At 41.0% G+C, this 23,195-nt stretch carries 23 protein-coding genes, 2 tRNA genes and 2 pseudogenes; 11 read left to right on the plus strand and 16 right to left on the minus strand.

Annotated features, from left to right (window positions below; all coding sequences use genetic code 11):
* Positions 1 to 218: pseudogene (locus tag Xinn_RS16380) on the plus strand (zinc ribbon domain-containing protein); the annotation flags it as partial.
* Here the strand turns inward: Xinn_RS16380 and Xinn_RS16385 are convergent.
* From Xinn_RS16385 to Xinn_RS16405, 6 genes and pseudogenes are all read right to left on the minus strand, one after another.
* Positions 193 to 468, minus strand: coding sequence for a hypothetical protein (locus Xinn_RS16385; protein WP_099137691.1), 276 nt, complete (start codon positions 466 to 468; stop codon positions 193 to 195). The pseudogene Xinn_RS16380 and the gene Xinn_RS16385 sit on opposite strands and share 26 nt — an antisense overlap.
* A gap of 102 nt (positions 469 to 570) precedes the next feature.
* On the minus strand, positions 571 to 2,280 hold the full coding sequence (gene dauA / locus Xinn_RS16390; protein ID WP_086952994.1) for a C4-dicarboxylic acid transporter DauA: 1,710 nt from the start codon (positions 2,278 to 2,280) through the stop codon (positions 571 to 573).
* Between the two features lie 192 nt (positions 2,281 to 2,472).
* A complete protein-coding gene (locus tag Xinn_RS16395; RefSeq protein ID WP_086952995.1) occupies positions 2,473 to 4,242 on the minus strand; it encodes a bifunctional alpha/beta hydrolase/class I SAM-dependent methyltransferase in 1,770 nt (589 codons plus the stop codon).
* Positions 4,243 to 4,252: 10 nt separating this feature from the next.
* Positions 4,253 to 4,876, minus strand: a complete 624-nt coding sequence (locus Xinn_RS16400; RefSeq protein WP_086952996.1) for a CDP-alcohol phosphatidyltransferase family protein — start codon at positions 4,874 to 4,876, stop codon at positions 4,253 to 4,255.
* Between the two features lie 126 nt (positions 4,877 to 5,002).
* A pseudogene (locus Xinn_RS22805) lies at positions 5,003 to 5,274 on the minus strand (transposase); the annotation flags it as partial.
* 109 nt (positions 5,275 to 5,383) lie between these two features.
* Positions 5,384 to 6,061, minus strand: a complete 678-nt coding sequence (locus tag Xinn_RS16405) for a hypothetical protein (RefSeq protein ID WP_086952997.1) — start codon at positions 6,059 to 6,061, stop codon at positions 5,384 to 5,386.
* A gap of 416 nt (positions 6,062 to 6,477) precedes the next feature.
* Between Xinn_RS16405 and Xinn_RS16410 the strand changes: the two genes are divergently transcribed.
* The 4 genes from Xinn_RS16410 (at position 6,478) to Xinn_RS16425 (ending at position 8,456) form a co-directional block, all read left to right on the plus strand.
* Positions 6,478 to 6,747, plus strand: coding sequence for an amidase family protein (locus Xinn_RS16410; protein ID WP_086952998.1), 270 nt, complete (start codon positions 6,478 to 6,480; stop codon positions 6,745 to 6,747).
* Positions 6,748 to 6,800: 53 nt separating this feature from the next.
* Positions 6,801 to 7,487: a helix-turn-helix transcriptional regulator gene (locus tag Xinn_RS16415; protein WP_086952999.1), complete on the plus strand. Its 687-nt coding sequence runs from the start codon at positions 6,801 to 6,803 to the stop codon at positions 7,485 to 7,487.
* Between the two features lie 88 nt (positions 7,488 to 7,575).
* Positions 7,576 to 8,001 carry an SRPBCC family protein gene (locus Xinn_RS16420; protein ID WP_086953000.1) on the plus strand — a complete coding sequence of 142 codons (426 nt, stop codon included), beginning with the start codon at positions 7,576 to 7,578 and terminating at the stop codon, positions 7,999 to 8,001.
* A gap of 80 nt (positions 8,002 to 8,081) precedes the next feature.
* Positions 8,082 to 8,456, plus strand: a complete 375-nt coding sequence (locus tag Xinn_RS16425; RefSeq protein ID WP_086953001.1) for a VOC family protein — start codon at positions 8,082 to 8,084, stop codon at positions 8,454 to 8,456.
* Positions 8,457 to 8,657: 201 nt separating this feature from the next.
* Here the strand turns inward: Xinn_RS16425 and Xinn_RS16430 are convergent, their stop codons facing one another.
* Positions 8,658 to 9,290 (minus strand): hypothetical protein, encoded by a 633-nt coding sequence (locus Xinn_RS16430; protein ID WP_143706495.1) that lies wholly within the window; start codon positions 9,288 to 9,290, stop codon positions 8,658 to 8,660.
* Between the two features lie 311 nt (positions 9,291 to 9,601).
* On the opposite strand from Xinn_RS16430, the gene Xinn_RS16435 reads away from it, so the two are divergent.
* A complete protein-coding gene (locus Xinn_RS16435) occupies positions 9,602 to 10,126 on the plus strand; it encodes a DUF6622 family protein (protein ID WP_244590228.1) in 525 nt (174 codons plus the stop codon).
* Between the two features lie 69 nt (positions 10,127 to 10,195).
* Here the strand turns inward: Xinn_RS16435 and Xinn_RS16440 are convergent, their stop codons facing one another.
* From Xinn_RS16440 to Xinn_RS16455, 4 genes are all read right to left on the minus strand, one after another.
* Entirely contained in the window at positions 10,196 to 10,729 is a 534-nt protein-coding gene (locus tag Xinn_RS16440; protein WP_086953003.1) for a hypothetical protein, read from the minus strand.
* A gap of 242 nt (positions 10,730 to 10,971) precedes the next feature.
* Positions 10,972 to 11,061 (minus strand) — tRNA-Ser (locus Xinn_RS16445).
* A 30-nt stretch (positions 11,062 to 11,091) separates the two neighbouring features.
* A tRNA-Ser gene (locus Xinn_RS16450) sits at positions 11,092 to 11,181 on the minus strand.
* A 222-nt stretch (positions 11,182 to 11,403) separates the two neighbouring features.
* Positions 11,404 to 11,991 carry a TetR/AcrR family transcriptional regulator gene (locus tag Xinn_RS16455; RefSeq protein WP_086953004.1) on the minus strand — a complete coding sequence of 196 codons (588 nt, stop codon included), beginning with the start codon at positions 11,989 to 11,991 and terminating at the stop codon, positions 11,404 to 11,406.
* A gap of 201 nt (positions 11,992 to 12,192) precedes the next feature.
* Here Xinn_RS16455 and Xinn_RS16460 point away from each other — a divergent pair, with 201 nt between their 5' ends.
* The 3 genes from Xinn_RS16460 to Xinn_RS16470 all read left to right on the plus strand — a co-directional run bounded on the left by Xinn_RS16460 (position 12,193) and on the right by Xinn_RS16470 (position 15,140).
* Positions 12,193 to 13,446: an MFS transporter gene (locus Xinn_RS16460; RefSeq protein ID WP_211286021.1), complete on the plus strand. Its 1,254-nt coding sequence runs from the start codon at positions 12,193 to 12,195 to the stop codon at positions 13,444 to 13,446.
* 122 nt (positions 13,447 to 13,568) lie between these two features.
* Positions 13,569 to 14,510, plus strand: a complete 942-nt coding sequence (ghrA, locus tag Xinn_RS16465) for a glyoxylate/hydroxypyruvate reductase GhrA (protein WP_086953005.1) — start codon at positions 13,569 to 13,571, stop codon at positions 14,508 to 14,510.
* An 87-nt stretch (positions 14,511 to 14,597) separates the two neighbouring features.
* Positions 14,598 to 15,140 carry a TorD/DmsD family molecular chaperone gene (locus Xinn_RS16470; RefSeq protein ID WP_086953006.1) on the plus strand — a complete coding sequence of 181 codons (543 nt, stop codon included), beginning with the start codon at positions 14,598 to 14,600 and terminating at the stop codon, positions 15,138 to 15,140.
* Between the two features lie 99 nt (positions 15,141 to 15,239).
* Here Xinn_RS16470 and Xinn_RS16475 read toward each other — a convergent pair whose 3' ends face one another.
* Positions 15,240 to 15,803, minus strand: a complete 564-nt coding sequence (locus Xinn_RS16475) for a lipoprotein (RefSeq protein ID WP_086953007.1) — start codon at positions 15,801 to 15,803, stop codon at positions 15,240 to 15,242.
* A 54-nt stretch (positions 15,804 to 15,857) separates the two neighbouring features.
* The gene (gene mdtH / locus Xinn_RS16480; protein ID WP_086953008.1) at positions 15,858 to 17,063 is read right to left on the minus strand and encodes a multidrug efflux MFS transporter MdtH; all 1,206 of its coding nucleotides are present in this window, start codon (positions 17,061 to 17,063) and stop codon (positions 15,858 to 15,860) included.
* 170 nt (positions 17,064 to 17,233) lie between these two features.
* Here mdtH and rimJ point away from each other — a divergent pair, with 170 nt between their 5' ends.
* Both rimJ and murJ read left to right on the plus strand, forming a co-directional pair.
* Complete coding sequence (rimJ, locus tag Xinn_RS16485; protein ID WP_086953009.1) at positions 17,234 to 17,806, plus strand: ribosomal protein S5-alanine N-acetyltransferase; 573 nt, start codon at positions 17,234 to 17,236, stop codon at positions 17,804 to 17,806.
* Between the two features lie 196 nt (positions 17,807 to 18,002).
* Entirely contained in the window at positions 18,003 to 19,541 is a 1,539-nt protein-coding gene (gene murJ, locus Xinn_RS16490) for a murein biosynthesis integral membrane protein MurJ (protein ID WP_086953010.1), read from the plus strand.
* A gap of 135 nt (positions 19,542 to 19,676) precedes the next feature.
* Here murJ and Xinn_RS16495 read toward each other — a convergent pair whose 3' ends face one another.
* The 3 genes from Xinn_RS16495 to Xinn_RS23485 form a co-directional block, all read right to left on the minus strand.
* Positions 19,677 to 20,552 carry a leucine-rich repeat domain-containing protein gene (locus tag Xinn_RS16495; RefSeq protein WP_086953011.1) on the minus strand — a complete coding sequence of 292 codons (876 nt, stop codon included), beginning with the start codon at positions 20,550 to 20,552 and terminating at the stop codon, positions 19,677 to 19,679.
* On the minus strand, positions 20,549 to 22,843 hold the full coding sequence (locus Xinn_RS16500; protein WP_099137692.1) for an RHS repeat-associated core domain-containing protein: 2,295 nt from the start codon (positions 22,841 to 22,843) through the stop codon (positions 20,549 to 20,551). The genes Xinn_RS16495 and Xinn_RS16500 overlap by 4 nt, the downstream gene beginning before the upstream one ends.
* A gap of 36 nt (positions 22,844 to 22,879) precedes the next feature.
* On the minus strand, positions 22,880 to 23,195 hold a 316-nt coding region (locus Xinn_RS23485; RefSeq protein WP_211285986.1), incomplete at its 5' end, for a transposase.

Genomic DNA, 23,195 nt, shown 5'->3' on the forward strand with positions numbered 1-23,195 from the left:
ACTTGTCATTGTTGCGGTCATAAAACGGAAGATATGCCTTTGTCGGTTCGTCAGTGGGATTGTCCATCTTGTGGCACTATGGATATAGACCGCGACTTAAACGCGGCTCTCAATATCCGTGATAAAGGCATTCTGGAATTAAAGGCGGCTGGACGGTCGTTTCTGCTTATGGAAGCTGCGTAAGTCTCGATACTATCGAGCAACGGCTAACGAAATAAGAAGCATCGCCCGATAGGGTGGTGAGAAGTCACATAAATGCAGTGCATCGGATGAACCAGTATCAAGCAAAAAATTTTGCTTTTTTCCATTAATTTCAATAGATGCCACTGGTTGAGAATATTTATCCAACTGAACATGCATATGCATGATTTTTTCAGAAGCTATGGCATTTGTGACAAACAATGAAGCAAGAGAAGAACAAGCGATAAATGCGGTTACTCTAATATTTTTATTGAGTGCAAAAAGCATGAGAACCCTCGACGTTATTGTGTGTTTTTAATCCAGAAATCCTATCTACTGCTACAAACATTGGTAGATGACAGGTGACAAATACTCTCAGTGATATTTATATTAGTTAATTTCTTTCAATATGTTGTGTTCTTCCACCGCTTTAGACAAAGTAGAACAAAAACTCAATTGCCCCTGAATCGGTATGATTTTAGCTCTTGCCAGTGTTTTTAGCGGCTGAAAGGGGATATCGCAAACAACAACGTGCTTCGATTCTTTAGCCATTTCGCGAACGAAATTCTGAAAAGCGTGTAACCCGCCTGCATCCAGAACAGGAACAGCATCCCACTGCATAATGATGTTCTGATATTCAACACTTTTTTCTTTTAATTCAGTAAAGATACGCTCTGCGGCGGCAAAGAAAAGTGGCCCGTTAATTCGGATCACCAATAACCCTTTTTTAGCATCTGTTATTGAAGATGTGCTGATACGGGTCATATTAGCGATTTTACGCATAAACAGCAGTGATGCCAGAACGATGCCGACAGTGATTGCGATCACCATATCAAACAGGACGGTTAATGACATACACAGCAGCATCACAATAATGTCATCTCTGGGAGCATGGCGTATTAAGTCCACAACTTTATGGGCTTCGCTCATGTTCCAGGCCACAATCAGCAGAATTGCGGACATTGCAGCTAGCGGTAAGTATGAAAGCATTGGTGCAAGGAACAGTAATGTTAATAAGACCAGCAAGGAGTGAATAACTGTAGCAACCGGAGAAGTTGCTCCGGCCCGCACATTAGCCGCAGAGCGGGCAATAGCTGCGGTTGCTGTGATCCCACCAAAGAAGGGGGCTGCAATATTACCTAAGCCTTGTCCAATCAGCTCACTGTTGGAATGATGTTTTTTCCCTGTCATACCATCAAGAATGACAGCGCACAGCAAAGACTCAATCGCACCCAGCATAGCCATTGAAAAAGCGGCGGGCATTAATGCAGAAATTGTATGCCAACTGATATCAAAAGCAGGGGCATCAGGTAAATTCCACGGTAATACAAACTGGGGCAGAATTGGCGGAATGCCCTGACCCTGAGTGCCATCCTCCAGTGTATAACTGAATGAAGAGCCTATAGTGGCGACATCATGCCCCAATAGGTGCATTATTCCCATAACCGCAGTACCGGCAGCTAAAGCGGGTAAATGCCCCGGTAACTTTAATCCCAGTTTGGGCCAGAAGATTAATATCAGAAGCGTGGTCAGGCCAATGATTGTGTCGCTGATATGAAATGAGGGGATTGCCCGAAAGAGAGTAATAACTTTATCAATATAATCTTCGGGAACATAACCGGGTTGCAGGCCAAAAAAGTTTTGTATTTGCATGGTGGCGATGGTGATAGCAATACCGGACGTGAACCCAAGTGTTACAGAAAGCGGAATATATTCGATAAGACGGCCAAGACGTGCCAGTCCCATAATAATCAGGAGCACGCCGGACATGAGTGTCGCTATCAACAAACCACTCAGGCCAAACTGTTGTGAGACAGGGTAGAGGATGACGACAAAAGCAGCAGTCGGCCCGGATACGCTATAACGTGAACCGCCGGTAATGGCGATAACTATACCTGCGATAGCAGCAGTATAAAGGCCATACTGTGGTGCAACGCCACTCCCTATAGCCAGAGCCATTGCCAGCGGAATGGCGATAATACCCACAGTAATCCCGGCAATGATATCTTTGACAAAACGTGGAAAAGAGTAAGATTCTTTCCAACAGGAGTCAATAAATGCGCTAAATAGACGTATTCCATTGATTTTAAGAGTATTCATTTAAATTAAAACCTAAAAAAGTAAATCAACTACAAGGTGGGTTGGAGTCACAAAGCTAAGAATATCGCTTTTATCGTCCAATAAAGGTGTTATACGTCAAAAAGTTACTTGATAGATTAGCGTTGAATAAATAAAAATCAATCGGATACTGTTTCAATATAAGCCAGCCTTAACTGGCTTATATTGTTTTTTTCAGTGATAAATACGTTTAGCGATAGAAACGGAAAAAATTCCCCAGTTATCCGTTAACTGATATAACTTTTCAAAACCGGCTGCTTCTACTAAAGCATCCATTTCTCCCTGTGTACGAAGTCGCATAACCCACGGCTGATTTTCCCGGTGACTCGAAAGAACACGGGCAATAATTTCAAGCTGTGGATGCCACGGTTGACAGGTATATATCAGATAGCCATTTTCTGTAATTGCTTCGGCAAGGCCGTGTAAAGAGTTTCTGACCAAATTATTATCAGAAAATAGTTCATAGAGACCCGAAACAATGCCCAGTGTTGGTGCTGGTGTTATTGAGGCTATACTGTCGGCATCAAAAGCATTGCCGATAACAAACCGGATTTTGTCTGATAAATACCGTTCTGCAATATCAGCCCGCCCCTGATGCACATTAATATCGCTATAATCCCTGAGTAAAACCGAATCAACTTTACCGAACTCATTAATAGCATCAAGTACATATCGCCCATGTCCGGCGGCAATATCGACAATGTGTACGGGCATTTTTTGTTCATGCAAACAACGGATAGCGTGTTGGATCAGCATTTCAATATGAATTTTACGTTGTCGTATTCCACGCCAGCCAATATTGTTCAGATAATATTTATCCAGCAATCTTCCCCAAACGCCCTGACCCTGAGGTTGGTTACGGTAAACGTAATCCAGTGTAGAGCCGGAATCAAATCCGGTTGTAAGACCCAGTTGTATCCCTTCTGAAGCTTTACCCAAAGAAGTTTCCATTGCTTTACGCATTAATTGGTAAGCGATATTTTTCGGACTGAAACGGGGAAGTGGAGTATTGAGGGCACGAAATTCATCGGCTGAACAGCTCCAGCGATCTACCTGAGCGTAGTTATGCTGATAACGTGGCTGAGCAAAAACGCGTTCCAGAAAAAGCCGGATCTTATCAAAAATAAGATGGCGATCTTTTTCACCCAGCGTATCGTGATAAAAACCTGTCATGACATGTTTTTCTTTTATCGGGCTGCTTAACTGTTGATAGAACTGGTGCTGTGGTTTAGCGTTCACAACATAATCACTGCCTGAAAGAAACAATTGAGTAGGAAGTGTGATCGCTGCTGCATTTTTAACGACACGCTCTGAGGTTTGGTAAAGTTCCAGCAGAATATTGACCGCAATTTCACGGGTGATTAGTGGGTCGTTATTATAAGACGCAATACGGGCTTCATCGTGGGTTAAAAACTTCGCTTTTATATAAGAGTTAACGAAGAAAACACCCCGTATTTTCTGCATCAATTGTAATCCCTTGGTAGCAAAAGGAATATATAATTTAATATCAAATGCCGGAGCAGCAAGGATCATTGCCCGGATTTTCGGTGCATAATCATGTACCCAAGCGGACACAAGCACCGCGCCGACACTCTGACCAATCACCACAATATTCTCCATCGCAATGTTATAGTTAGCGGCAATAAACCGAACGAATTCATCTACATCACGAATTGATGTACCGACTGACGGACTGTAGCCACGTGCTCCTTTTGTCAGACCGTGACCACGGGCATCCCACGCAAAGACAGCAAAGTCAGGCAGATTGAGTTCATCAACAATATGCTGGATGCGTCCGGAATGTTCATGACCACGGTGAAAAATAATAAGCGCTTTTTCTGCTTTAATTTGTTGTTGTGCCCAGTGGCGATAAAACAGAGATACGTTATCAGATGTAGTGAAATAGTGTTCTTCAGCAATACGCTGCGTGAATGTTTGAGTCATTGCGGAGGCCTTATCGGGGTTGTGATTGTTTAGTTTGCTTGATTTCATGGAGAGCTTTGGCAACCCGCTGATAGCAAGTCATTAAGAGTAAGATGGCGATAAAAGGAAACAGGTAACTACTCCAACTTAAGGCCGAAGGAAAAATAGCAATAATCAACCCATAAGTGCCAAAAGTAACAGCCCGATCACTTTTTCCCATCGGGCCATCATAACGTCGTGATGCGCCGATTGTTTGCGTTAATACGCCAATGAATTCAGTCAGAATGGTTAGAAATAAAATAATCAATAAGCTGACGCTGCTGACATCAGGTAAAAAACAGAAAGGCAGGTAGAGGGCAACATCAGAAATAACATCCCCTAATTCATTATAAATAGCGCCTAAGTGTGATTTTTGATTATATTCTCGCGCCAGCATTCCATCGATTGCATTCAGTGCCATACGAATAAACAGAAAAATGGGCAGTATCCAATACAAAAAAGGCGAGGGAAATAAACTTAATAATAAACCGATAAAAAGTGATAAGAACAGTGCGGCTAATGTGGTCTGATTGGCAGTATATCCCAACCGGTGAAAGTGTATGACAATAGGGCGAAGCAGGCTCTGAAAACGGGGCTTTAGATCATATATAGTCATTATTTCCTAGATCCGTTAGAGGTAAAAATGTTAACAACATTAATGTAGCATGTGATACCTCATAATTATGAGAAGAAAAGCATACTATGTTCTTTGTATTTTAAATTATCTCTTTAGATAATGTCGTTATGAAGTATTTAACCAAAGAGCGAGGCAGAGAATTTGGACTGCTGCAAGAAACGATGCACTATTTTTGGCATAACGGGGCACCATACCACGCCAGCGATTCACATGGAGAAAAACATTTTCAACCAAACGCCTGACCTGAGTCGATAGAATTCTCGATCATATTTTCGTTTAGCTTTGCGATTTTTGCGGCTCGGAATTTGCACCTCCATGCCTTGGTTTTTCGCTTGTTCAGCGATGACATCACTATCATAGCCTCTATCCGCTAATAAATGTAATGCAGAAGTATTATTGAAGATGAGCCATAATTAATCCGTTGAACCTTAATATAATTAGAATAATTAACTGAATATTCTTTGAAATGGAGATCTTACAGGATGCCTAAAAATATATAGATAAGCTAGAATTTAAAACCTCCTCAATTTCAGATTTTGGTGTATATAGCCGCCATATCATTTTTCCTTCATCATTCTCCCAAGGCGGAGATGTAGGTTGACCATTAAGCCAAAATTGAATTTTATTCTGCACGTTAATATTATTTCTGTTTCGGTATATCCATCTCAACTCATGAGCAGTTATATCAGTCTTACCTTCAGCGTATTTTATTTTTTTCACCACATATCTCATATCGATACCATCAAGAATAAAATGTACGTTATTATTCTTTACTAGATCCAGATCACCATTGCTCATGGTTATCCACGATAATCCTGCCTTACATTTTCTCGAAAATATTTTGCCTTTGCTTTCCGGTGTGGTTTTATATGAAGTGTGATATTTGGGGTGATTACTAATATGTGAAGTAAAGCTCTTATGATAAGGGTACTGTTTTGTTTTATGCATATACTTATATCGGTCTGGCCACTCTGGAAAAGTTTTTTCTGCTGGAATTATAAATTGATCTATGGTTACAGCTCGTGTGTATGAATGTAATTCCTGAGAATATTTAATACTTTTAAAGGGTGGGTATTGTTTAATGTAATGTACCCTTTGTGCATGTAATCCATAAATTAGATCCCCAACTTTTAATGCTCGTGTGAAAGGTGTTTGAAATGGCATTTTTCTTCTCCTTGATTTATCTGTGAATTTATATTGAAAATTAAAAATTATATTAAATTGATTATGGATAAACGTAATTTTGATAACAAGATACTCCTGTTAGAGTGTGAATTTCCATCAATTTATTCTTAACTATCAGTAGGGTGGGGCTTGCCGATAGAGAGAATATATTAATTTGCCTTTCCTAATTGATTCATTTCTATTAAAAGTAATTAATTGTATTAAAGGTCTATTTTTATAGAACCGGATGAAAAGCAAGTATTTATATCAAGTGCTATTATTTGTTTTTATGTATTGCGAAATATTTGGCATTGAAAGAACCGATTGTAATTATTAATCGCCTTTATTGACAACACGCTTTATAGCCCTAGACTGGCATAACTAAAACGTGTTTTTATCTGAGATGGAGGTGTTGCATGGCTGTAACTGAAAGTCTGATAAATACTTATATTGAATCGGATGCACTTGATTTGGCGAAATTAGTGAAGCAGGGGGAAGCCACTCCTGAAGAGCTGGTAGAAGTAGCTGTTACGTGTATCGAACGTCTTAACCCTGAACTTAATGCGGTGGTTCATAAACTCTATGATATGGGCAGAGAAGCCTCAGCTTCTGCTGATTATTCCGCTCCCCTTGCCGGAGTCCCATTTTTACTTAAAGAACAGGCCTCTTTAAGAGATAAAACATAACCCTAAATTTTTATAAGCTAGCATAATTTAATAAATTGGATGAAGGTGGATAATTGTCCAGAGCACAGCGTCTATTATCCCTGATGGAAATGTTACGCAACTATCATTTTCCGGTTCAGGGAAAGGTATTAGCCCAGAAGATGAATATTAGCTTAAGAACCCTTTATCGGGATATTGCTACTTTGCAGGAGCAGGGAGCCATTATTGAAGGGGAGCCGGGGGTAGGGTATGTCTTAAGGCCGGGTTTTGTTTTGCCACCGCTGATGTTTACCCAGAATGAAATCGAAGCACTGGCATTAGGGGCTAACTGGGTCGCTAAACGAGCCGATCCACAACTGAGCGGCTCGGCAAAGCATGCCATCAATAAAATTGCAGCCGTTATCCCGGCAGAGTTGAAGCAGCTTCTGGAGAGCAGCTCTTTATTAGTCGGGCCTGCGGAAACCGTGTTCCAGCCAGTGATCGATATTCCATCAATAAGGCGAGCCATTCGTACCAGATGTAAAATCACTTTTACTTACCGGGATCTGAAAGAACGTGATTCAGCAAGAACCATCTGGCCGTTTGCATTAGGCTATTTTGAAAATGTCAGTATTGTGATTGGCTGGTGTGAACTACGGGAAGCATTCCGCCATTTCCGATCTGACAGAATTATGAGTCTTCATGTTGAAAAGCAGAGTTATCCCCGCTCAAGGCAATCTTTACTTAAAGAGTGGCGAGAATTTCATAATATTCCTCACTGATCAGATAACTCTGCTGACAAAAACTGTCACTTGGTATTGATACCTTACAACTATTCTAAGTAGCACATGTAATAGTTGGAGGTATTTTATGCTGGTTCTGTCTTTTTCTACCCCTGTAAACGCTGATCCATCCCACATTTGGGCTCATTATGTCGATTTTGAATTAAGGAAAAAATGGGAAGTTGATCTTGAGTCCTTTCAATTTGAAGGTGAAGTAAAAACCGGACAATACGGCAGAATGGTATTGAATGGCATGCCAGAAATTCGTTTCTATCTTTCACATATTGAAATCAATAAAGAATTTACTGATCAGGTTAGTCTTCCACAGATAGGAACTTTAACTTTTTCTCATCAAATTATTCCGGATGAAAGCAATGTGGAGCATCAGATTAAAGTGACGGTATCACTTAACCCTGATGTGAATGTGCCTGCTATTCAGGCGCAGAATTTCTTCAAGCAAGTTACACATGATTTAGTTGAAACAGTATTGAGGCTAAAAGCGGTTGTGGAATAAATATAAAAATAAGGAAAATTACAATATATCAGTATGTTAATTAATTCTGATGAAACGTCTTAAACCAATGTGAGGGTAATATGGAAACAATAGTGGCTAAACCTAATCTTCAACTTATTTATGTTTCTGATATAACACGTTCAACTTCATTTTATACGATGGTTTTCAATTCTGAACCGGTATTTATCAGCCCGCGTTATGTCGCATTTTCTGCTGGGGGAGAAGCTCTGTTTGCTATTTGGTCAGGAGGAACAGAACCAGATTTGAGAACTCCACGATTTTCTGAGATTGGCATCATGTTACCAAATAGCGGGGATGTTGATAAATTATTTGAAAAATGGAAACAGGAACCAAAAATTAAAATATTACAGGAGCCTTACACTGACGTATTTGGCCGAACGTTTCTTATTGAAGATCCTGATGGTCATATTATTCGGGTTTGTCCTTTGGATTAAAAGAAGGGCATCATTGTGACTGATGAACTGTCTGCATCAGCATAAGGCGAAGAAAACCCACTCAGGAATAATTATAATAAGAGCCTATATGAATTAGGCTCTTCAGATTTGGTCGCCCCGTTGTATAGCCAGAATAATGGCTGCTTGGTGATAGAGCCGATTATACTGATTAAAATGATGATGAGTAAGTTTAACACTTGCTTATCTACGTCCCAATAATACTTCTAATGGGTTCGTCCATCTGTTTGGGCAATGCTTATGTTTAACTTTTGTTGCAAAATTTTTTTCCGCTAGCTTATTACATAATTCAGCTACTTTTCGTGGAGTCCATATACCCCATCCGTCAAAATTAAATTCATTTTCATTTAAATGCTCACGTACACCGCCAGCTATTAATATATTGGCAACAACTGTTGAGCAATTATTTGTAAGTAATTTGTAATAATAGTTATCCTGTGCGCTTTTGTGTTCACCTAGCATTTTATTGACATCAAGATCATATAAATCATATAAAACATCACATTTAAGTTCAATGTCATGATCAAGTTGACGCCAATTCGTATCGGCTATTATTGGTTTTTTTATAAAGCTTTTAATATGGCCTCCTGGTCTAAAATCAACCCCTCTGTTTGTAAAATTACCATAATCATCTTTAGACAGAGTTGAAAGTGTTGTTCGTGTTTTTTGTATTTTTTGATTGCCATCATCATCAATATAATGTGTATCAACAAGATGTCCAACATCAAAAGAATTAATATCTCCAATGTACATAGAAGCGTGAGTGCCTTTTAAGTACTCAATATATACAGTTGCACTAACAGGTCTCGGATCCATGCTGATATCTCGTTAATATGAACATGAATTTAATATAGCGTTCTTTTCTGGCATGAATATCAATCCATCATCAACGAATTAAATTTTATTATAAAGTATTAGGGGGCTGTTGATGTTTTATGGAGGGGATTCTAGCGACCTTAAAGTCGGAGCTGGTTTGTTCGAAAGCCAATGAATGTTTGTCTCAGTGTGGCAGTACCCTTTTCGGAAATCCAGATTGTAACCTATCTCAATTCTGCCTTGCTATTGGAAATCACAGACATTATGCCATAGTATTATTAGTAGGCTCTTTTAAAAATCAGGGAACTGAAATGGAGGAAGATATGTCAATCCTGATGATTATCAAAGAAACTCCGGTATGGGTTTGGATCTTATTTGTCGTTTTGGTTCTCCGGGGAATTAAGGCATTAGATGACAGAGAAATGACTGTCAATCGTTTATTCTTATTGCCAATCGTATTTTTTATCTGGGCCGTTTACGTTGTGTTGCATGAAACTGTTTTTCAGGCTTCTGCATTATTAGCACTTGCTGTGGGGATATTGCTGGGTATTGGAATAGGCTGGAAACTATGGAGCACTCAGCCCCGTTTAAGACAAAAGCCTGACAGTAATTTAGTTATCCGAGCAGGTACACCTTTAACTCTGATAACTATCCTTATCATTTTTTGCGTTAAATTCATTCTTTCTGCAACGGTTGCAATACATCCGGTTCTAACACATTCCTTGAGCTTTAATTTACTATTTGGCTTTGCCAGCGGTTTGTTAGATGGCGTTTTTTGGGGTGGAACACTGAATCTTTATGTTTCTTATTATAAAGAACGACAAAAAATCACTTAATGGTTTATTTGTAATAAGATGACAAATTTTTTGCTGACAGGTCATGTCAGCAAAAAATAAATGTTCACATTAAATGATGATATGTTCTTTTTTATTCTTCTGATTCTTATATATTTTTCTTGCTCTGAATAGAGGGATAATGGATACGATAATGATGAGTAAATTAATAATGCAAGATATTATATATGTCTGATCGTAGGTAATGCTCTCTGTAATAAATGGGATGTAATTATTTAGGATAAAATAGATGGCTGACAAAGAAAGAAAGGAGAAGTAAATAAATGACAGAGAGAATGAAAATATAATAAATAAATCTATTTTTTCCACTACTATATCTTTTTTTCCTTTCATAAAATCAAAGAAAGAAATGTATTTCTTTTTTCTTCTTGCTATTTCATTTAAGATTATAACATAAAAAGCGAGAGCGACAGTCAATGCTTTTTTTAAAATCAAGCTATAGATTAATATTGATGCTATTATTATTTCGTATGATGTGAAATTAAAATAATATAAATTAAAGCAGATATAAAAACTATTTAATATTATTAAAGCTAATGCAAATATATTGCTGACGATGTAGTAGGTTAAATATTTTTTGCTCATAAGTATCCTATGCTTTACTTACTTAAATGTATTCTTTATTGTGTGTAAATTGAGCGAATTTGTTACTTTATTTGTTATCACTAGTAACAACAAAGTATTATAAAGAATAAATTTTGTTAATCAAACACCAAACACAATGAAAGGAAAGAACAGGAGCAGAAAAATACTTTAATCAAATATTAGTTGTATTGTAATGGCAAAAGGGAAAAATTTAATTAATTGGGGGGATATTACTTTATTAGTGGCGGTGAGGGAGGGATTCGAACCCTCGATACGTTTTCACGTATACACACTTTCCAGGCGTGCTCCTTCAACCACTCGGACACCTCACCGTGTTTTGATTTTCAGTTTATGACAAAATATGGCGGTGAGGGAGGGATTCGAACCCTCGATACACTTTCGCGTATACACACTTTCCAGGCGTGCTCCTTCAGCCACTCGGACACCTCACCACATTTTGTCATTTCAGCAACTCAATCTGTATTCGTCGCTGCAACGGGGCGCTACTATAGGGAAAAGCAGGGCAGGCGTCAACAGGCTTATCACGATTTTTTCGCGCTTTTTGATTGATTAGACAAATAAAAAACAATTTGCATGCTTGATAAGCATTTATAGTAGCAGATAGCACTTTTTAAATTGTTTTTAATCTGAGTCCATATAGTTTTTCCTGTAATTTAGGGTGCTGATGCTAAGCGTCTGGCTGCTTCAACAACAGAAGCCCTGCGTCTGGCATGCTCTTGCTGATTATCCGAGCCTGTCAACATGCGCGCTACCTGCGGTACTGCTGACCACCATCCGGCCAGAGACAATACCAAGAATGCCAGATGATCGGGGGCCAAAGTTTGTGTAATTGACCCTTGCTGCTGCCCATCAGCTACTGCCTGAACCTTGGAACTATAGTATTCGCGCCGTTGCTCTTCATCGGGAACTTCACCATCAAAAATTAACCCTTCCCAGCGCATAAGGCGGCTCAGTTCAGGGTGTTCGCGGTGATAATCATAGGCTTTCCCTGCATATTCCGCGAGTTCCTCAACTGTGAAAGGCTTAACCGGAACTTCCTGAGCTACTTTGGCTAATTCACTACGCAATACTGCTGAAAATAATGCTCGTTTATCACCAAAATAATTGTAAATGCGTTCTTTATTTACTCCGGCTAACTTAGCAATCTTTTCAAGAGTAGTACCATCAGGCCCAAAATGGGCAAATTGTTTTACTGCTGCGTCTAAGATCCTGCGCTTTGTTCCTTCTGTATCCCAAGCCATAATGTTGTATTCCTGTTAATCAGTTGTTGCTATTACAAAAATAATACTATAATAATATCCAACGTTTTAGTTGGATATTGAATATCGACATACTCGTCACTAATTAAAGCATGATTCAGATATTCCACACTATCCTCTGCATTGGCAGGGTGATATCCCATCATTTGCAGCACGCAGTATCAGGATCGGAGAATGTAGATTGTGAATAATCAGATAGATCAGATAAAAGTGGCTGTTGGCAATACAGGCAGCCTGTCTGTTTCATCCGAACAAACTTATGCAACAAGTGCTCGTGTTGTTATGTTGCTGGCGATAATAGCATTGTTCGTTTTAACTCAGCTTTATTTGGCGATTTCTCTGCTAGAGCCCGTCAGCCAGAGTTTTAACCTAGCAGATTCGGGCTCAGCTACATTTGCTCTTGCCACAAGTTTTAGTCTGGCTTATGCAATTGGATTCCTGATTTGGGGGCCAATATCGGATCAGTATGGTCGTCGTATTGTGATGTTACTGGGATTGATGGCAATATCGATTGCCACACTTGCCTGTTCCTTTGCTCCGTCATTGCCATGGCTTGCAGGATTACGGATAGTTCAGGGATTAGCTGCATCCAGTTTTGCTCCCATAGCACTGGCTTATCTGGCTGAAACAGTTCCGGTACGTTACCGTGCGACTGCGATCGGAACCATGTCCACATCGTTTCTTGTTGCAGGCATTTTCGGGCAGGTTTTAGCGGCTTGGATGGCTCTGCGATGGAACTGGAGCGGGGTCTTTCTGGTCACAGGGTTGTTTCTGCTGGCTACGATTCCTCTGTTCATTGCTATAGTCAGAGAGCCTAAACGTTTTGTTGCTGATGGGCATCTAGGGCATCGCTTCATAGCATTGGGAAGAATTATTGTTCGTCCGGCTGCTTTGCTTCTGTCATGCGCGCATATCACGCTGTTGTTGTCATTCGTCGCTATGTATATGGCTCTGGGTCCTCATTTATGGCAGTTAGGCCTCACACCGGATAAAGTAATATTACTACGCTTAATTGGGTTGCCGGGCATGTTTGCGGCATTGTTGGTTGGGTTGCTGGCAACCAGAATTAGTATGCCGATGATTGCTATCATTGGTTACATTACCGCCGCAGCAGGTTTGTCACTAGAAGCTATGTTGTCGCAATCTTTGATTGGTATTGCTATTGGGAGCCTGATTTTTGTTACAGGCATCGCCCTTGCTATTCCTGCGATGATTACTCAGTTTGGTTCCATATCAGCCCCTAACCGGGGAAGTGGAATGGCGCTTAATGGGTTCGTTCTATTTATCGGTGCCAGCATCGGCCCATTGATCGCAATAGAAATATCTCACTTTGACACATTGCTGTCTGTGTTCGTCACAATGCTTCTTTTGGGAGCTATCTGTGTGGCGGGAAGTGCGTCACTTACTGACACGAAAGCCAGTAAAAATATAAAGTAATTAAATTCAATTGAATAATAGGTGTTGGTGAATATTTGCACGAAGCTAAGGTATGTTTTCCTTGACATTTAACATTCCGGAAATAGGTTAAGCCTATTAAAAAATAAAAGGGATAAGATTATATGAACATCATTTTTTTTAGTCCTGCATCTGATGCCGATAAGTGGATTCAAGGAATAACAGCACGCTTACCTGATGCTAAAGTGAGAAAATGGGTTAAAGGAGATAACGCTCCCGCAGACTATGCTCTTGTCTGGCATCCTCCCTATGAGATGTTGACTGGCCGTACAGATCTTAAGGCAATATTTTCTCTGGGGGCTGGTGTTGATTCTATTCTTCAGCAAGAGCTGGAAGAGCCGGGAACGCTGCCTGCTAATGTTCCGTTAATCCGCCTCGAAGATACCGGAATGGGATCTCAGATGCAGGAGTATGCAGTCAGTGCGGTGTTACACTATTTCCGGCGGATGGATGAGTATAAACGCAATCAGGAGCAGCGTATCTGGCGTCCGTTAACCCCCCATAACCGAAAAGAGTTTGTTATTGGCGTATTGGGTGCCGGGGTCTTAGGGCGCAGTGTGATTGAGAAACTGACCGAGTTTGATTTCACTGTACGTTGTTGGAGCAGGACACCAAAACAGCTTACCGGCGTTGAAAATTTTTACGGCAAAGCACAAATGGGAGAATTTCTTTCTGATTGTAAAGTATTAATTAACCTCCTTCCCGGCACACCTGAAACCCGCAGTGTCTTAAACCTTTCAGCATTCAGTCAATTAAAAGAAAGTGCGTATATCATTAACATAGCAAGAGGTTCTCATCTTGTTGAACAGGATTTACTGACGGCTATTGATAAAGGGTATGTTGCCGGGGCAACTCTTGATGTCTTCGCTGAAGAGCCTCTGTCAAATATGCATCCGTTCTGGACTCACCCACGTATCAATATTACGCCGCATATTGCTGCAAATACTATTCCGGAACAGGCTCTGGATGCCATTTGCGAGAATATCTGGAAAATGGAGCAGGGAGAAACACCCACTGGCCTTGTAGATATATCGCTTGGCTATTAACAAGCAGCTTTACAGCATGGCGGATGATTAGGACAATAACGTTATTTTATAGCTGTTATTTTAAATCGTTGGGATTGAATTAAAGTCATGAATGAATTTTCGATTGTTTGCCGCATATTGGGAACACTATTTAACCGCGCACCACAAGATCCGATGTTGCAGCCTCTGATGAACATGATTACTGAAGGTAAATTGAAGCAGGCATGGCCTCTGGAACAGGATGAACTATTGGTTCGTTTACAACAAAACAGTGATTTATCTGTAATAGAATCCGATTATCAGGGTTTGTTTGCCGGAGAAACTGCTAAGGTTGCTATTTGCCGTTCTGATTATACCCAGGGTACAGAAAGTGAAGTACGAGAATTCCTGATAGAGCGGGGAATGCCGCTATCTGATGTGTCAGCCGATCAATTTGGTTCTTTATTACTGGCTGCGTCATGGTTGGAAGATCAGGCGGCAGAAGATGAAGTTCAGGCTCAAATCACATTATTTGATGAGTATTTATTGCCGTGGTGTGGGCAATTTCTGGGAAAAGTCGAAGCTCATGCTGTCAGTGGTTTTTATCGGACTCTGGCTATTATTACCCGTGAAGCATTGCAGGCACTACGTGAGGAGTTGGAATCGGAGTGACGATGTCACTTAATTGAGAGTGGTTTGATTGTTTTTCGATTAAATAAGGGTAGTTTATTTATTAATAAGCTACCCTTATTATCTCAATGACAATAAAAATTATTTATCAGTCAATCCAATCACTAGTTTTCCAGGCTTAATTTCCAATCCTTTGGCGAATTTCACCGCCGCTGCTTCAGATTTACTTTTCTCAGGATTGAGAACATAAACCGGATGAGTATCAAAAAACTCAGTTAACGAAGTATTTAGATAAGGTATCAGTGCCTTGACTGGTATTGCTGCTTTTTCAGGAGTGGTTTGATAATCGACAATTTCCAGCCCCTTAACAAAAATAGCGCTTTGCTCTGCATCAAATACAGGTTTAGCCCTGATAGTCAGCGCCATATCTGCCTGTGTTGATCCGAATATTGTTGCAATCTTAACTTTTGCCTGACTGGTCAGAACGATTTTTTCTGGGTCCTGACGGCCTATCTGACTGCTTAAATTCCCCAGAGTAATATCAAAGTTTGCTATGCCAGAAATACCGATTTCTTTCTGATAATGTACTTTTTTTAATAAATACTCATTGAGCAAACCTTCATTGATGCTGATATCTTTAAACTGACCGCATCCACTGAGTAAACCAATCAGCACTAATGCTGCCCCTAATAACAATTTTTTCATACTTGCTCCCTCGTTTATTTTTGCTGGGCAGATTCTACACCACTATTTATATCGCTAATGTCTACTAATGGTGACTGGCTCGATTTTTTTCTGATTAAATTGGCGGTGAAGAGCATAAATGGTGAATAAGCCGATCAATCCCAATAAAATCCAGGGTAATTGAGGCATATTCAATTCATGGCCGGTATCATAAAGCCAGCCCCCACCGGTATAGCCTAGCACACCACCAAGAGCCAGCCCTAATCGACTGAATCCCATATAACTGCCACGAGCTCTTGGATCTGCCAGCCCGGCGCTGAGGGTTTCCCTTGCAGGCTCTGCTGTGACGATACCCAAATAAAACAGGCCGATAAGGGCAAAAAGCAGATGCAATTGGTTAATCCAGCCGATAGGAAACATACAAATGCTCATTAAGGACAGGCCTATCATCAGGCGTTGCTCTAAACGGAAATGTTTTTCACTCCAACGCGCGATAGGATAAAGCAATGTCAGAGAAATAACCGCTTCGATAGCATACATCCACTTAACGGCTGTATGGCTGCCGGACATTTCATGGATAATAATCGGGAACATCAGCATGACTTGCACTGATAAAATAAAATACCCTGTTAGTGTCAGTACATAATAGAAGAATCGGCGATCTTTAATGACCCGCGTCATACCTTCTTTGATTGGTGTGCGGATTGTTGAAATACGGTATGCAGGTAATAGCCAGGCATTTGCAATTGCGGCCAGAACAAAAATACTGGCACCGATCCAGCATACCATGTTGAAATTGTATTGTAATAACCAGCTTCCTATCAGAGCACCAATCACAGCGCCTGCACTGTCCTGCATCAATAACAGTGAATAGAAACGTCCGCGTTCATGAGGGCGGGTTAGTTTAATGACCAGTGCCGCTCTTGGTGGATCGAAAAGTGTTCCGCCCAGGCCAGATAAAACGCAGGAAAATATTAATATCCACGGTTCAGAAGCTATTGCCATCAGGGCAAAACCAAATGCGCGCAGTAACATCCCACAGACAATCATCGGTTTGGCACCAAATTTATCAGCAATGGCACCACCAAAGATCCCCAATCCCTGCTGAACAAACTGGCGAGTTCCCAGAGCGAAACCGACAATAACGGCAGCCCAGCCCATTTGCTCAACAAAACGGATAGAAATTAATGGAAAAACAACGAAAAATCCCAGAACGACCAATAGGTTATCAAGCAGTAAAAAATATTTACCTAAACTGCGTGCCTGTGAAACCAATGACATTTCGCACCATCAATATATGAGAGAATAAAAGTGAAGTTTCTATCATTCTGTACGCAATCCTATTTTTAAGATAGCGATTTATATATGATATTTTTTTATCGTAAGACAATGATATTGATTTCTATTAGCTATAAATTATTCAGAATCTAAAATAAATATCGGGAGAGGGCATGTTTGGTTATCGGTCTACATCGCCTAAAGTTCGTTTTATTACGGACAGGATGATCGTCCGTCTGGTATATGAGCGTGATGCTTATCGTTTGGCTGAATATTATTCAGAAAATAAAGAATTTCTTAAACCGTGGGAGCCGACAAGAGACCGGAGTTTTTACCAACCTTCGGGCTGGACGAACAAACTGAGTTATATTGCAGAACTACAACGGCAAAATGCAACATTCAATTTTGTGCTGTTAGATCCCAATGAGAATGAAATTCTGGGCGTGGCGAATTTTACCAATGTTGTCCGTGGTGCATTCCATTCCTGTTATCTTGGTTATTCTCTGGCGGAAAAACTGCAAGGGCAGGGAGTTATGTATGAAGCATTGCAGTCTGCTATCCGCTATATGCAGAATCACCAGAAAATGCACCGGATTATGGCTAACTATATGCCGCATAATCAAAGAAGTGGAAACTTGCTCAAGAAACTGAATTTTGAGCAGGAAGGGTATGCCAAAAAATACTTAATGATAGATGGTGTCTGGCAGGATCATGTTCTGACAGCATTAACCAACGACGATTGGTGAAAAGGAAAAGTGTATATAACGTTAAAAAATAATTAATAAAAAAAAGATAGCCAATGTAGGCAGAGTTTTTGTCTGTTAAACTTTGCCTACCAATGCTATCTCATCGGATCATATTCTGCCCACTTTAAGCATATCTGATGAAGTTGCGTTATGATTTCACGCTCATTTCATAGAAATATACTTATTAAACAATATCATGAACTTACTAAAATCACTGGCTGCCGTCAGTTCAATGACGATGTTTTCCCGCGTTCTGGGTTTCATCCGTGATGCTATTATTGCCCGTATATTTGGTGCAGGAGTAGCAACAGACGCCTTCTTTGTTGCGTTCAAATTACCTAACCTGTTACGCCGCATTTTTGCTGAGGGGGCTTTTTCACAGGCTTTTGTTCCTATTCTTGCCGAATACAAAAATCAGCAGGGAGACGAAGCAACACGAACTTTTATCGCCTATGTCTCAGGTATGCTGACATTGATTCTGGCGATTGTCACCGTAATTGGAGTCATTGCTGCGCCATGGGTGATTTATGTGACCGCTCCGGGTTTTGCTGATACACCGGATAAGTTCACGCTGACCCGTGATTTACTCAGAATCACATTTCCTTATATTTTCCTGATCTCTTTGGCATCTTTGGCGGGCGCGATCCTGAATACGTGGAACCGTTTTTCTGTTCCTGCATTTGCTCCGACCTTACTTAATGTCAGCATGATTTTCTTTGCGCTGGTTGTGGCGCCTTACTGTAATCCTCCTGTATTGGCGCTTGGATGGGCAGTGGTTGCTGGTGGCATTCTGCAATTGGCTTATCAGCTTCCTCATCTGAAGAAGATTGGTATGTTAGTGCTGCCACGAGTTTCTTTTCGTGATAGTGGAGTGTGGCGAGTGATCCGCCAGATGGGACCAGCGATACTGGGTGTTTCAGTCAGCCAGATTTCTTTGATTATCAATACTATTTTCGCCTCATTTCTGGTTTCCGGCTCTGTTTCATGGATGTATTATGCTGACCGTTTAATGGAGTTACCTTCTGGCGTATTGGGCGTCGCATTAGGAACGATTTTACTGCCTTCTCTGGCGAAAAGTTTTTCCAGCGGGAATCATGAAGAATATCGGAAACTGATGGATTGGGGATTGCGTCTTTGCTTCCTGCTGGCATTACCCTGTGCTGTGGCATTAGGTATTTTGGCCGAACCATTAACCGTGTCACTTTTCCAGTACGGTCATTTTTCTGCTTTTGATGCAGCCATGACACAACGGGCATTGATCGCTTACTGCTTTGGCTTGATGGGGTTGATTGTTGTCAAAGTTTTGGCTCCCGGTTTCTATTCCCGTCAGGATATTAAAACTCCGGTCAAAATTGCGATTGCAACTCTTATCTTAACGCAGTTAATGAACCTTGCTTTTATCGGCCCTTTGAAACATGCGGGATTGGCACTTTCTATTGGTTTAGCGGCTTGCTTCAATGCCTCAATGCTTTACTGGCAGTTGCGTAAGCGTGAAATATTCAAACCACTGGCTGGCTGGGGCCTATTTTTGCTGAAATTATTTGTGGCAATTGCAGTCATGGTGGGAGTATTGCTGACAGTATTGTGGATTATGCCTGCATGGGAGCAGGGCAATATGGCAATGCGTCTGCTGAGATTGATGGGCGTTGTGATTGCCGGTGCTGGTAGCTATTTTGCTGCATTAGCTTTGATGGGATTTCGGTTAAAGGATTTTGCACACCGGGGTTTGCAGTGATTATCTGATTGATTGAATAGTCTCAAATAAGACGTTCGATTGTTGATTGGGCGGCTTTATATTTATGTCTAATGCCATAATAAAATCTGGCTCACATACAGTGAGCCAGATTTTATTCCTCATCGCATTCATCATTTATTTATTGCGTATAAAAATGTTAGATTCAGGACTTTTCCGTTGGTGGGAATAATGCTTACGCTTCATAAATGCTATATCCAAAGGTGGTTCGCGCTCCAGCACTGGTGAGAGGTCACCATCAACAATATTGGTGGACTCATAAAAGAGAACCTTTTCAAGCTTTTTTAGGTTTCTTAAAGGGTTGAGGGATTCAATATCGTTACAATTGTTGATAAAAACCTCTCTCAGGTTCTCCAGTTTCGTGAGTTGATTGATGTGGGTAATCTTTCTGCAAGTATGAATTTCTAGGTTTTCCAGTTTGGATAAATGCTCAATACCTTCAAGAGACGTCAACCCCCTTAAATTGGCTAACTCTAACCGCCTAATATTTTTATGGTGTTCTATTCCCTCCAGAGATTTCAGTCTGGAATTATAAATCCGCAATATTTCAAGGCGGGTTAATAATCGCATCGGCGTTAAATCATCATACGGATACTTATTGATAAAGAGGTTTTTCAGATTGGTACATTCAAACAGGGAATCTGATTTTTTACGCCACTCGAGCCCACATTCTTCAAGATCAGGAAAATTTTCAAACCGTATCGGGGTTTTGCAATAGGTGCTAATACCCAGAGATCGTAATTTCTTCAAAACATGAATTGAATTAATATCTTCAATATTCCAATCTGTAATAGACAGGCCGAGAAGATAAGGAAATGCCTCAAGCGAGGGGAATTTACCCTCCCCACGTTTCCAGCCTTTTGCGTAATTGAACTCAATTTCGGTACAGCCTTTTCTTAAAATATCCTGTTCTATTTTTTTATTCCATTCCGAGCGCACCACGGCCAGAGTGCCATAACGCCCTTTTTCATAAGTAACGAGTGATTTAATCATTTATCAGCTTTCTCCATCAGATGCCTTCTCTTTGGACCAATTGGGTTGACCCTATTTTCCAGATTCCCTCTCCAGACACCACCAAGATCATCTATTCTTTTCTGCTCTGCTATCTCCCTTTGCAGTTTTCCTCCTGGAACAGGTGTGGTTTTGATCGGGGTACCCGGTAGCAGCTTTCCAGAACGGAAATGTTGTTCAAGGCGTTTTAGAATATCTGATGACTGACCGACATAGGTTTTGCCAGACTTTGCAACAAACTCGTAGATACCTTGCATTCCACGCTGAATGATAGGTAATTCTGCTATCGCCTTACCACCTTGTGTTACCAAGCCTTCAGCTCTACTCAACCCTCCTGTTGCTACTGTCAGGAGGGCTTCACCTATTGCTGAACCTGCATAAAGCCCCGCATCCCAATAATGCCCAGCATTAAAGCTCTCTAGTGCCGTACCCATGTTTTGATTGCCGGGTACAAGATTAGTCACCTCTCCCCATTGCCCTGTCGGATCAACAAAGTTAACGGGGTCGTTGCCGGTATAAGCATAGAGGTTTAAGCCACCGAGCATTCCAGCAGGATCAGTTTGTAAAAAGCGACCCAGTGTAGGGGAATAATAACGGGTACGGTTATAGGAAAGACCGGTTTCAGGATCAATCCGCCGTCCCGCAAAGCGGAATGCTGCATTATTATTACCTGAGCTACTCTCTAACCCATAAGAAGTATAGCCATGTTTTTCTATTACCTCACCTTTCGCATTAGTGAGGGCAATGGTCGAACCTAAGGCATCCTGAAAATAGAAATTCTGACCACGCGGAGTAATATCAGCGACCACTTCATCAAGACCAGCACCGTAGATATAAACGTTGTTAATCTTAGCAGGGCCAGTGTCACTGAGCATTGCCATTTCCTGATCACCGACACTGAGATAGGAATAGGTGGTTACTGCATTATCTTTGGTTACTTTTTTGGTAATTCGCCGGTTTAATGCATCATAACCAAACTCAAGCTTTATATTGGCTTTGTCAGCACTGATAAGCTTGTTTTCCGTATCATATCGGTAAGACCATTCACCATTTTTGATCAGATTACCGCGCTTATCATATTCAGGAGTCGAGTTATTGATGGTTGTGTACTGATTAAGATGGTTGCTCTTGTAGGTCTGATTTGAATCAGGTAATGCCGGTGGGGCAAAGCTCTTATCCGAAAGGGTTACACGTGTTTTTTGGCGATCTGCGTTGTACTGATAACCTATATTTAGCTGTGAGCCATTCCATTTATGATTTATGGTTGTTGGCAGACTGGCTTGATTATAGTTCAGCGTTGTTTCAGCAAGGGGATTTTGTAAATCGCCATAAACAGCGCGGGTACGCCTGCCAGTAGGGTCATAGGTATAGTTAACGATCGGTAATGCAGTGGTGGATGAGTCTTGATAAACCCCGGTTATGCGGTTTAACGTATCATAAATATTCGTGACATTAATCCCACCGACACGAGGAGGCAAGGTCATAGAAACTCGGTTGCCATTGTTATCCAGCACGAATTGTGTTGTGCCGAATAATGCTGTTGTTTCAGATGTGATCCGTCCTGCCGTATCGTAAGTATAGGAAACAGCAAACTCTGGATTGACACTGGGGGTAAGAGAGAGAATATGCCCACTATAATCATAGTCATAACGGATAGTAGGTTGATTTTTTGTCTTTTTGCTTATAAGCCGGTCAAGATTATCATATTCATACCAAATTTGACTTTTATCACGGCGTTGGAAACCCACTTCTCTCCCCATCGCATTGAGTGCGTGTAAATCGTCAGAACCATCAGGGTAGATGGTTTGGGATTGGCGTCCAAATGCGTCTAGTTTATAGGTGGTTGTGTTTTTATTGGCATCAGTGAGCTTTTCGAGGAAGCCATCTATACTATAATTACGAGTTTCCCGTACAACGGCCCCGAGATTTCTCGTAATTGAGGCATCATGCTCGTTTGCAAGCTCATCAATAATTTCAACCGGGCGTGAGGCAGGGTCATAGGTTGTGCGGGTGCGCCGTCCCGATGATGAGGTTACGGTATCAATACGGTTTAAGAGGTCATACTGTATGGTGGTAGTTTTACCATCCGGCTCTGTCACGGAAAGTGGCTTATTGGCCACATTATATTGTGTCGTTGTGATAAGGAAGGGAAATTCTGGGTTATCGGTTGCAATTTTTATCTCATTCCGATTGCCATTAACGTCATAGGCATATTGTGTAATACTTTTTCCATCCGGTGCAGTTAGTTGCGTCAGGCGCCGTTCAGGCGTCATAAGAATAACTAGTGGTGTATTCTGCAATTAATGACATCACTTTGTATTCCCACGGTAAAGCCACTTAAAAGGTTTAGCTAATACCCGGTTGTAATATTCGATATATTTTAAAATGCATGTCCGTAATATCGCTTTGCTGCTGACGGAAAGCCGCCTGAGCAAATGTCGGGAGACCAGACTGAACCAACATTCAATTTGATTTAACCAGGAAGCGTGTTTGGGGGTATAAACGAATCGGATCCGATGTGTCGGGTCTGATAGAAACTGCATGCGTGTCTCCATGGATTGAAGCGTTCCCCACTGGCCTTTCACTCCCAGTCCCTCATTAAGACCACAGGCTTCGGCAATGAAT

It is taken from the genome of Xenorhabdus innexi, assembly GCF_002632485.1.
GTDB lineage: Bacteria > Pseudomonadota > Gammaproteobacteria > Enterobacterales > Enterobacteriaceae > Xenorhabdus > Xenorhabdus innexi.